8 protein-coding genes are annotated in these 12,307 nt (G+C 38.1%); all 8 read right to left on the bottom strand.

The window, feature by feature from the left end; translation table 11 throughout:
• Window positions 1-3: 3 nt before the first annotated feature.
• On the bottom strand, window positions 4-3,414 hold the full coding sequence (locus tag I579_RS07020) for a glycoside hydrolase family 2 TIM barrel-domain containing protein (RefSeq protein WP_010754302.1): 3,411 nt from the start codon (window positions 3,412-3,414) through the stop codon (window positions 4-6).
• A gap of 116 nt (window positions 3,415-3,530) precedes the next feature.
• Window positions 3,531-4,853 carry an ABC transporter substrate-binding protein gene (locus I579_RS07015; protein WP_010754303.1) on the bottom strand — a complete coding sequence of 441 codons (1,323 nt, stop codon included), beginning with the start codon at window positions 4,851-4,853 and terminating at the stop codon, window positions 3,531-3,533.
• 20 nt (window positions 4,854-4,873) lie between these two features.
• Window positions 4,874-5,551, bottom strand: coding sequence for a hypothetical protein (locus tag I579_RS07010; RefSeq protein WP_010754304.1), 678 nt, complete (start codon window positions 5,549-5,551; stop codon window positions 4,874-4,876).
• Window positions 5,552-5,570: 19 nt separating this feature from the next.
• The gene (locus I579_RS07005; protein ID WP_010754305.1) at window positions 5,571-6,455 is read right to left on the bottom strand and encodes a carbohydrate ABC transporter permease; all 885 of its coding nucleotides are present in this window, start codon (window positions 6,453-6,455) and stop codon (window positions 5,571-5,573) included.
• The gene (locus tag I579_RS07000; RefSeq protein WP_010754306.1) at window positions 6,455-7,330 is read right to left on the bottom strand and encodes a carbohydrate ABC transporter permease; all 876 of its coding nucleotides are present in this window, start codon (window positions 7,328-7,330) and stop codon (window positions 6,455-6,457) included. Before I579_RS07000 ends, I579_RS07005 begins: the two co-directional genes overlap by 1 nt.
• 31 nt (window positions 7,331-7,361) lie before the next feature.
• Window positions 7,362-8,531 carry a GDSL-type esterase/lipase family protein gene (locus I579_RS06995; protein ID WP_010754307.1) on the bottom strand — a complete coding sequence of 390 codons (1,170 nt, stop codon included), beginning with the start codon at window positions 8,529-8,531 and terminating at the stop codon, window positions 7,362-7,364.
• Entirely contained in the window at window positions 8,503-10,458 is a 1,956-nt protein-coding gene (locus I579_RS06990) for a hypothetical protein (protein WP_010754308.1), read from the bottom strand. The genes I579_RS06995 and I579_RS06990 overlap by 29 nt, the downstream gene beginning before the upstream one ends.
• Window positions 10,459-10,463: 5 nt before the next feature.
• On the bottom strand, window positions 10,464-12,077 hold the full coding sequence (locus tag I579_RS06985; protein WP_010754309.1) for a glycoside hydrolase family 43 protein: 1,614 nt from the start codon (window positions 12,075-12,077) through the stop codon (window positions 10,464-10,466).
• Between the last annotated feature and the right edge of the window lie 230 nt (window positions 12,078-12,307).

Raw genomic sequence — 12,307 nt, 5'->3', positions numbered from 1 at the left:
TCTCTAATAAAAGCAAAAGGAAGCAAAATTAAAATTGGACCCTGGTAAAAAGATGAATTCTACAGAGTATTGGCCTTTCAAGCACTGGTCAAAATCCAAAGAGACCGCCTGAGACGTATTACTTTGCTGCACATCCAGTAAATAGCGCAACTCTTGCCCATCTTGGGTCAACTTGATTTGAATCGAATTGGTCGCATCAGGGGCATTGCCTTGAATTCGAATCCCTTTCGCACCAGTTTTCCCAAAGTCAAAGCGCTCAAAACCAATGGTCACATTATTGCCTATCTGCTTAATCCCGGTATCTGTGACTACATAACTATCCCCGTAAAGCCAATCATATTCTAAAATGGAAGTTTGCGAGAAATCATGTGCTTCTTCTTCAAAGTAAAATTCTTTCAAGTGGACTTTTTGTGAAAAAACAAAAGTAATCGTTCGAGTCCCGCTAAATTTCTCTGACAACTGATACGATTGTTCCTGATAGGTATTCCAGATGCTCCCCTTGGTGTATTCCACTCTATCAATAAGTCGTGCCGTGCTTTCAGCAGGATACCCCTCATAAATATCAATTGAAAAGATATTGCTTTCTAAAGGAAAAAGCGATAGTGTCAACAACTTGGAGCCATTTCTGCCAAAATCCACTTCATCAAATGTGACCCAGCTCTCCCCTTGGCGTAATGTAGCAATTCCTCGCTCATTGCCATTGGTCAGTTGAACATTACTTCTTGAGTAGCGCCCTCCCGATACCGGGCGGTAAGGATTGATTTTACTGTCTTTTAAGCCTGTAAAAGTCAAAGGTAAAGACGCGTACAAGTCCAAATGGTTTTTCCCATTTTTTACACCACAACGTACGGTTACATTGCCATTAGCTTTAGGGGTTATGAAAAAGACATTGCCCGCTGGTATCCCCTCACCTAAGTCAGTATCAATCCCTTTTTCATCAGTTAATCGCCAAGTAACTTCTTGATCATCCGCATTTTCCGGTAAGCATTTTGCTTTAACCGCGATTCTACCATCTGAACAAATTTCTTTATTCAATATTACTTTTCGAACTGGAAGGGCCCGTTCTGTCTCTTCATAAGGAACAGTAGCAAAATAATTACTTGTTCCCGGTAAAAGGGGAGTCTCATTTGACACAAACTGTACTTTTTTAGCCGGCAGTCCTTTACTTCGACAAATTATTTCAATTTGTCCGGATTCCTTAGTAGAACCGATAATAGCCAATAAATTCCCATTAAATAAGCGCTTATGGCATCCCTGATACTGAGTGTAATCAGTACTGTCACCGTTATCTAGTCCTAAAAGACGTCCTGCTCCTCTTACTTCAACGGTAATATCGTTATTAGCATTTTGAACAATCTGCCCATTTTCATCAATCCCGTTTATTTCTACAAAAAGTCGATCTTGTCCATCTGCTTGTAGTTCGCTACGCCCTGTTTTTACAACCAATTCTTGAACGTCCCCAAAAGATTTTTGAACGTCTTCAGCAATCACCTGCCCCGCTTCATTATAAGCCACCGCTTTGAGTTCTCCCGGTGTATAGTTGAGTTGCCAATCATGGAGTAGTTTTTCACCATGTAGCGGATCATTCAGTCGTCTTCCCAATGATTTGTCGTTAAAAAACAACTCGATCTCCGGAGCATTGCTACAAACTCGAACATCAATTACTTGTCCCTCCGTAAAATCCCAATACGGAAAGATATGGATCATCGGCGCTTTTTGATAATCTGTCCACGCAGCTTGAAACGTATAATACGCATCTTTAGGAAAGCCCGCTGTATCGATCTGTCCTAGATAAGCATTTTTCGTATTATACGGCGTTGGTTCCCCAAGATAATCGAAACCCGACCAGATAAATTGGCCTAATGAAAATGGCGTATCGCGATCGTTAATGATACAAGCTTCAATGCTTTCCGCGCCCCAGCTAGTGCGACTATTACCTAAAGCAGAACATTGAAAATCATCATCTGCTAACATGCTGAGACTCAAGGGAAAATGATAAACTCCTCGACTTTGGACCACAGATGCCGTTTCACTACCATAAATCACCCAATTCGGATACTTTCGATGATGCTCTTCATAGATACTTTCTGCGTAATTGTAACCAACTGCTTCAAGGTATTCCGCCACTCTTTGGGTATTTTCCCACAACATATAATTCGAGCCAAAACTGATTGTAGCATTGTGTAATGGATCATCTTTCTTTACTAGCTCAATCAGTTGCTTTGTAGTCTCGATTCCATCATCACGCCCATGAGTATCGTAAATTTCGTTGCCGATACTCCACATAAAAACACAAGGATGATTGCGATCTCTTTTAATCCAAGCTCGGACATCTTTTTCGACCCATTCTTCAAAAAATCGACCATAGTCATTGGCATTTTTCGAATGTTTCCACATATCGACAAACTCTGATTGGACTAAAAACCCGATACGGTCTGCTAATTGATAAAATTCTTTTGAAAAAGGATTATGGGCCGTCCGAATAGCATTCACACCCATGTCTTTTAAAATTTTTAACTGGCGTTCAATCGCAGCTTTATTCGCTACCGCTCCTAAGGCTCCTAAATCATGATGTTGACAAACCCCTTGAATTTTTACAGGTTGACCGTTAATCACCATTCCTTGATTACTATCCAAATGAATGTCGCGGAAGCCCACATCACATCTTACTTTTTCTTGATGCTCACCATACATAAGTTGTGTTTCTAATTGGTAAAGCTGAGGGGTAGCCGGCGACCACAAATGAGGCTCCTCAATCACCATAGAAAGCTCAATAATTTCCTGATCCTCCACGATTTTCAAAAATCTTTGGCTAGTTTGAATCAGTTGATTACCAGCGAATAAGCGGTGAGTCAAAGTCACATCTTGAGGTATACCCAACTCATTATTAACCTCTGTTCGAAGAGTTAAAAGCCATTCATTTTTTTCTCTTGTGACCAATTCAGTGTGTACATATTGTCCTTGAGGAGGAATATGCACTTTTGGTACCTGATGAAGCCAGACATTGCGATAAATCCCCGCTCCAGAATACCAGCGAGAATTCGGTGGCTCGTGTCTAACTCGTACTACAATCTCGTTATTGCCTTGTTGAAGATGTTTGGGTGAGAAGACAATCGGTGTATAGCCATATTTCCATGCCAATTCTCGCTGACCGTTCACGTATATTTCCGAATCCATATAAATCCCATCAAATTCAAAATAATACACAGAATCAGTGCAATCTGATAACCAAAATTCTTTTCGATACCAGCCCTCACTTGGACGATAAAGATTGTGAGTATCTGTGATTAACCAATCATGAGGCATTTCAACAGGTTGAAATTGCTCAGCAACCGCTTTTAGATTTGTTAATGAGAATTGTTTGCAAAGCGGTGCTTCATAAAACGTCCAATTATCTAAAAATAGAGTTTGCATTTACATAACCTCGCCTAAATCTTTTATATAACAAAAAAAGATTTCCAAGCTGCAACGAGCTAGGAAATCCCTTTTTAGTACCCAGCTTACTCGATTATTCCACCACTTTTAGTTGGTTAATCCAATTTGTAAGTAGCTCTCAATTTTTCTGCTTGTTCTTGGGTTTTTGTATAAACATAATCAGCGGCGTCATCTAAAGATAACCCTTTTAATTCCATATTTTCTAGCGCATCAGAAAGAATGGTTTGCAAAGTTGCATCTTCGTAAAAGACTGTTTCGTTTAATGATTCGACATTTTGAGAGTACTCATAGCCTTGTTTCACTGCACCTTGAATCATATCTGCATCTACCAATGTTTGAGCAGCTTCCTTAGACGCTGGCACACCACGCGTAACACCGAGAATTTCATTGGCTTTTTTCCCATTAATAAAATCATTTACGAATTTGCCAACTTCTTCTGTGTTCTTTTCGAATTTGCTCACAGCAATCAAGAAGGTTGGTTTGGCAATGGAGTAAGCACCTTTCGCATCAGCATTTTTCAACATATCGGCTACAATTAATTCTTGGTCGGCATCTTTCAGTGCTTGTTCATTTCCGGCAATCCCACCTGTCCACTCTAAGACACCGGCGTATTCTCCAGCGATAAATTTAGCATTTTGGGCCAATGAGACAGGTTCTGTTCCCACATTTTCCAAATAATCTTTACGGGAATTAAAAGCACCCGCTTCTACCATTTCGGTATACCATTGAAGCGCTTCTTTGTATTGTTCTTTACTGTAGTTCATATTGCCTTTATCATCAAATTCCGTTTCCCCTGTCATTTGTTGCAAATAAATCCCAGTTCCGAAACGCGGAGTTGGCAAGACTAAAGGATAAGAACCTTCTGGGAATTTTTGTGCTGCTTCTTTCAATTCATCCCAAGAAGTTGGAATTTCCGCACCAACTTTTTCAAAGGCCGTTTTATTAAACAAGACAGATACTACATTTTTCCCTAATGGAATCCCATTTTGTACACCATTGAATTGTCCAGTTTTTAAGAATTCTGCATCATAAGTAGATAAATCAATTCCTTTGATCTTACTTAAATCATAAAACCCATCGCCTTCTGGTGAGAAGCGTGCGACTTGTGCCCGGTCAAGTTGCATAATATCAGGAGTTGTCGACTCGCCTCCTGTTAACATCGTCGTAACTTTTTCTTCCAATGAACCAAACCCAACGTATTCTGCTTTGATATCAATTTTCGGATTTTCTGATTCAAAGTTTTTAATCATATTCAGCGTTGCTTGGTGACGATCGTCATTGCCCCACCACCAAAAGCGCAATGTCACATCTCCATCCGCAGACTTACTTTCTTTTTTACCGGAGCCACAAGCGGATAATGTGCCTAACATCGTTAAAGCTGCCATCATACTAATCCCAATTTTTTTCCATGTTTTCATTTCTTTACTCTCCTTCTTTTTTAAAGATTCATTTGGTTGATATATAACTCTAGAGAAAACCTTCTTTGAAGATTTTTCCAAATGAGCATATTGATAAAGCCACCGATAAAGATAATGTAATAAATAGCGACAAATTGAATCGCAAAAATAGAGACTCCAATGTACACCATATTCAACAAGGTCACTTGTGGTAAGCGATAACTGAGCATAAGGCCTGAAGTTAGCTTTTTACCAAAAGAAAGCTGACGGGATTCCTTTTTAGTTTGCATCAATAAGACAAATAAGAGGGTATTCATCAGAAAGATTGAAGTAATCAATACAGCCAGCAAGAAAACTGCCGAATTTGTATACGTCATTAGAATTTTCAAATCGGTAAGAATTAATACGAGAATCCCCGTAATCAAGACTTCCGTCTGCCAATTTTCCTTAAACACTCTTGGATAATCCTTGAAAAACTTTTTAAGGGAATAGCTTTCAATATCGGGCAAAATATGAAATTGCATGATGATACTTTGAACCAACAGAAGCAATGGAATGATAAAGAACAGCAGATTGGTAAAACTAATTTTGAAGACAAATAACGCTAGAAAACCTACTAAATTAGAGAGGATAAAATAAGTATTTACTAGGAAAATGGTATAGAAACTAGTCACTCCACTTACCGTCCACTTATTTAAAAGATCCATGATGTTTCTCATTTGCTCACCTTTTTTCTGTTTAACCTTTGATACCTGAAGAAGTAACACCTTCGACAAAATACTTTTGAGCACTGAAGAATAAAATCAACGCTGGTAACAAGGAAATCAATGACATCGCTAAGATTTGATTCCATTCGACAATCCCAGAGGAGGTGTCAATACTCATCTTCAATGCCAAAGCGACAGGATATTTATCAACTGAAGAAATATAAATCAATGGGCCTAAGAAATCGTTGAAGCTCCAAACAAATTGGAAAATAATACAAGAAATCAAAGCCGGTCGCAATTGCGGCAGTAAAATCCGCCACAAAATTTGAAATGTGTTACAGCCGTCAATGGTCGCTGCTTCGTCCAAATCCCTAGGAATGGAACGTAAGAACTGGATTAACATAAAGACAAAGAAGGGTTCTTGCGCAAAGACTGTTGGCGCAATCAACGGAACATAGGTATCCAACATATTGAATTGCTTCCAGAAGATATAGAGCGGAATTCGCGTAACAACCGCTGGTAAGAACATCGTTGCCATCAATAATGCAAACAAGATATTTTTAAACTTAAAGTTAAACCGCGCGAATCCATATGCTGTCACCGTGGAGGAAACCAGACAGAAAATAATTTTCGGAATGACAATTTTAAACGTATTGGCGAAATAGGTAGTAAATGTATATTCCGTTCGTGTCTGCCAGCCTTCAATATAAGGAGTAAAATCGATTCGTTTTGGAATAAAACCAATTTCAGTAAAAATCTCCGTATTTGTCTTAAACGAGGCACCCACCAACCACAGGATTGGATAGATCATAATCACCGCAACGATTGTCAAAATAATGTAACGAATCGTAGAAGATAAGAGTCTTTTTCGTTTTTCTCTTTTCTGACGCTCACTTGTTTGTAGCTTTACTTCCATTACTTCCCACCTCCATCAGAGTAGTACACCCAACGTTTCTGAGAACCAAACACAACTAATGTCACTACAACAATCAACATGAACAAGATCCATGATGCAGCACTGGCATAGCCCATTTCAAATGACTTAAAGGCTTTGTCATAAATGAACATGGAAGAAAGGTAAGTTGCATTTAAAGGCCCTTTCCCCGTTACCAAGTATGGTCCGTTAAATTCTTGCAGTGCATTATTCAATTGCATAATCAAATTGAAGAAAATGGTTGGTGTAATCAATGGAATCGTAATGGTAAAGAAAGTTCTAACCTTCGTTGAGCCATCCATAGCAGCGGCTTCATAAAGGTCTTGCGGAATTTCCTTCAAAGCAGCTAAGAACAGCAACATAGAAGAACCAAATTGCCAAACTTTTAACAATACGATAACCGCCATCGCTCCACCTGGTGTGGACAACCAATTAACCGGCGAGATCCCAAATGTTTCAAGGAAAGTATTAATAAAGCCGTCTGGTTGAAACATAAAGCGCCATAAAATTGCAATAGCGACGTTTCCCCCCAATAATGAGGGAATATAATAAGCCGTTCGGTAAAGGCTGATTGCTTTTAGTTTGAAATTCAAAATAAAAGCAACAAACAGCGCAAAAATCAATTGAAGCGGTACGGTTATCACCGTATACTTCAAAGTTGCAATTAGTGAATTCACAAATTCTTGATCATTAAATAAGTTTAAATAATTTTTGATACCCACAAGATTTGGTTCTGCAATCATGTTGTAATCGGTAAAGCTGTAATACAACGAACTGACAAACGGCCAGATTGTTAACAAACAAAATCCGATTAACCATGGGAGTATGTATACATACCCCATTTTTTCGTTTTTCATTTACTTAATCCCCTTTCGAATCATTCTTAATTCAGATCATCTTCTTTTGTAACTGTGGAATAGAAATTGTTTCAGCCACAACCCTGCCTCCTTCTTCACTAAGGTGCAAGCCGTCCCCGTTGTCACACTCACTATTTAATCTCGAAGGATGCTGTTTAGAAGCAACGGCCAAATCAAAATCAAAATAACCATCATAATAATTGTTATTACGAATCCAATTGTTTACTTCTTGACGATATTCCTCAAGTTTATCTTCGTAGAAAATCGACTCACCAAATGGCATTAGCGTTCCTATATAGCAAAGTGAACCGTGGGAATGTGCAATTTCCGCGTATTGACCTAATCCTTGAATTAATTGATATATGGTCACTTTTTCAGAACCTTTTTCCAAAGTAATCAAATCATTAATGCCATGTAAAACAATTACACTATCAACCTGTCCTCGAGAATAGATATCTTTTTCAAAACGCTCTAAACCACTAGTTCCATGACGCTGATAATCATCGAAATTTCGATCTGTCCCCTTTAAAACACGACTCCCTCCAATTCCAGCGTTCAAAACTGCTAGATTTGGATAGTTTCTTTCTAAAACTCGTAATTTTAGTCCGTCTACAATGTATCCTTGCTGAACTAATGAATCCCCAAAAAAGACAATAGAACTATTTCCTTTACTTTGAGGAATTTGAATTTCCGATATTCCATAAATGTATTGCATCCGATTATTCTCCGCAACCATCCGAAACAAATCCTTTTGTTCTATTTGCTCTTCCAATTGATAATTGGTTACTTGTGTAATTAATTTGGAATACGTAACGATTCCACCTGTTAATTCAACCGATTCCATTGTATAAGTATCAATTATCAACACATCTCCAACAGACATTGTTACTTGTACTGGATCGCTGATTAAATTAGCTCCAGGTAGGATATCGATTTCTGTAGACTGATTGACAGTCACTTTTGCCAATTTTCCATTTACATTAATTGTTACTTGTTCAAATCTAAGAGGCTGGCGACCATATTCATTAGAAAATCGAAGTCGTATTTCTTTAGTATCGTGATTCATCTTAACCTTAATTTTTTGATGGTCAGGGATAACCGTGGAAGGCCACGAACGATAATCTAACTGACAGTAGCTCCAAATTGACTCCCAGCTTTTGTGATTACTAGAGTCATTCATAAATCTTGCGGTCTTTTTCATCCACAACACCTGATTTCCGATAGAAATACGTGTTCACTTGATCCCGCCATTCGACAGCCATTTCATATTGTTCCTTAAGTAATTCACGAACGTTTTTAAAACTTACTAGGTCAATTTCTCCTGATAATGATTCCCATATCTTTTGATAATCAGCCACACGTTGGACACCATCAAAATGGTTATCATAAATATCTTGAATCAAGGTTTTGCCATTTTGTAAAACATGTTCATAAGGAACATGATGGAACCAAAGTAAGAATTCATCGGGACATGTAGTAACATCGTTATATTCTTGACAACGAGTCGGGGAGTATTGCTGAACGTATTTGGTACCATTCAAGGTTCGGTCGTTTCCAATACCATTTCGATCTGCAAAATGATAGGTTCCCCACCGATCATATTCATATCCGTCAATTGACGGGCCATAGTGTACATTAGGTTTGCACATGAAGCCAACACCATTTGGTGCATTATATAAGCGATAGGTTTCCCGAGAAGTAGTCAGCATTGATACAATTTTTTCATGTGCTTTTTGACTAATAGAGAATGTCAAACTGGACCATTCTTGTGCAATTTCTTCACTGCTCAGTTGGTTATCCCAGCAAAGGCGACCATATGCGTAAATGTTACTTTGCATTAATTTGTGATGCGTCCAGTTATCATCCATTCCTACAACCCCTACAGCGCAGATCCCTGATAATTTAGGATTTACTGAATTGGTCTTTAGTAATTTTTTTACAATAGATGGTTCATAATCGTATTTTGTATCAAAATCTAAAACTTCCTTCCAAACTGGAACTTGATAGTAAATAGCTCGCTGTTGACCAGTGTATTCCTGAGTTAGCTGGAATTCTATAATTTGATTTGTATGACGTAAAGCACCAAACAACGGAGAAAGCGGTTCAATTACTTGAAAGTCCAAAGCCCCTAGTTTAATTTGTAGGATTACGTTATCATCAAATTTACCATCTAACGGTAGAAAGTGATCATACGCCGCACGTGCACGATCAATAGAACGATCTCTCCAATCTTGTGCACAGTCATAAACAAAGCAGCGCCAAATGCAGAGTCCACCAAATTTTCCTAAAATGCGTCCAAAGAGATTTGCACCTTCATCATGCCCCCGCCCATAAGCAAAAGGTCCTGGCTCCCCTTCAGAATCCGCTTTAATGACAAAACCTCCAAAGTCTGGAATCACTTGGTAAATTTTAGCAATAGTATTCTCCCAAAATTCAATTACTTTCTCATCAAGAGGATCAGCTGTATGCAATCCTCCGATTTTTTTTGGAGCTGCAAAGTTAATCGATAAGAAAGTCTTAATACCGTATGCTGCAAAAATATCATTTAGCATTTTTACATCAGGTAAACTAGATTCTAAAATCAAACGGGTTTCAACTTCATGAACATTTACATTGTTGATACTCAAAGCATTGATTCCGACGGATGCAAGCAAACGAGCATATTGCCTTACTAAATCGTAGTCGCGTCGAAAAGTATTATCTTTATAAAAAATTGAATCACCGGCGTAGCCCCGTTCAATGGATCCATCCATGTTATCCCAGTGATTAATCATTCGAAACGACTGATCTGGTACTGAACGACCAGTTACCAATGGCTTATTCTGCCGTAGTTGCTGATAAATATAGAAGAATCCGTATAACAATCCTTTTGAACAATTTGCTTTAATTACTACCCGCGAATTTTCGCTTTCAATATAGTATCCTTCTTCACCTAGTTCTTCATCTTGAATGAATACAAAAGCCAGATCCCCCTTCCCAGATATTTCTTGAGTATCTGGAAACAAAATGCTCATCTCTTCGCGAATAGTGGTAACGATTCGATCTTTATCCTCTATTGAAAAAGTCTTGAAATTTGTATTAGATACTGTTCCTTGTAGCCAACAAGGGTCACGATTAATTTTCATCATAATTGTCACGCCTCTTCATATTTAAAATAATCAAAATCAGCTGGCAATCGATAGCCAGAATAGTCTATGTTCACTAATCCCACAAAAGCACCGGTAAAGAAACCACCATAGGTTTGCAAGACATAATCATCAGAAAGAATAGCTGAATCAAGCACTATAGGAACTTCCACCCACTCTTTCCCATCCAGTGAATATGAATACGTATAGTATTGTGTTCGAACATTTACTCTGAAATATACACTTTCTACATCATCAGGAATTTGGATTGCTTGATCTTTTAAGTAGCTAGTGAAGATTCCACGATTATTTTCGGTGATTTCAATTACTCTTCCTTTATCTTCTTGCCAAGTCACTTGAATCATAGACCAATGTTTTGAATTGTAATAATTCGCCAAACCTGCCATTTGTTGGTAGCTAAAAGGTTGGTAATTAACTTTAGTTTCTGCCACAAAATCAAATGATTGCCAGCGACGTGCAACAAAGCTTACATCATGATGACTTGTCAAGGAGTCTTGACCAAATAATCGTAACCAACCAGACCGTTCTGATAAACTTCCCATTTTTTTAGTGAATGGGATCCGTAGAGTATTAAAATGAATATTTAATTCTTTGCTATCAAAATGATCAAGCGGGTTAACACTAGGAACAGGATGCTCCTCATAACCGATTGGTGCATCAACTTCTAAGCTACCCTGCTTTCCACCAACAATGTATGGCCAGCCTTTTTCATTCCACTCCACCTTTTGAATGGCAGTTTCTCGTCCTAAAGTGCACCATCCCCTAGGATCATGATGAGACTCTGTTTCATGATGCCAAGGCCGACCTGTTAGATGTGCAAAATACCATTCTCCATTCTCAGTATCCACTAAAGAACCATGTCCACATTTTTGTAACGGATTGTCACCATCATAAAAAGCAGTTAGAAATGTCTCAGATTGGGTTTCATAAGTACCATATAAGTCATTTGATCGAGCTACCACCTCTTGATGACTCCATACTGTTCCCCCCTCAGCAGCAAAGAGGTAGTAAAAACCATTTAATTTATAAATGTGAGGCCCCTCTGTCAGCTTAACGTTCGTTCCGTTATAAATAATTTTACCCGTTTCAGGTAATAGACGTTGTTGTTCCACCGAATACTCGGTTAACTTGATTCCGTGGAAAGGATGATGATATTCACGGTGATCCCATTCCATTTGAACCAAGTACTTCTTACCGTCATCATCATGAAACAGTGATGCATCGAAACCAACACCATTTAACCGAATTGGTTCTGACCAAGGGCCACAAATATCTTCAGCGGTTGTCAAATAGTTTGTACAATCTTTAAATGCTCCTTCTGTAACCTTGACATCGGTATAAACAAGCCAAAATTTACCATCACAGTAGGATAAATCTGGTGCCCATATTCCTCCAGAATCATCATTGCCTCGCATATCCAATAAACTTACTCGATCAAGTGGATGAGTAATCAATTCCCAATTTACAAGGTCTTTTGATTCATGGATTTGAACACCTGGAAACCATTCAAATGTCGAATTAGCAATGTAAAACGTATCCCCAACACGAATAATTGATGGATCAGCGTTAAATCCTTTTAATACCGGATTCACGATTTTCATTTGAACACCTCAATTTAATAGTAAATTTTAGATAGTTAACAAGATAAACTAACTTTCGAAACTAATATATATGTTTTCGGCTAAAGTGTCAAGCGCTTTCAAAAAAGATTTCGGTTAATTTCATAATATTTCTGATCCAAAATTTAATAAAAAAACAAATAAAGTAAACATACTCATTAGTTAAAGCTTATTCCTATCACTTTTCTTAGATATTAGAAAACTACTAAACA

The organism is Enterococcus asini ATCC 700915 (genome assembly GCF_000407365.1).
Taxonomy (GTDB): Bacteria; Bacillota; Bacilli; order Lactobacillales; family Enterococcaceae; genus Enterococcus_C; species Enterococcus_C asini.
This window is presented reverse-complemented; position numbering and strand designations above follow the sequence as displayed.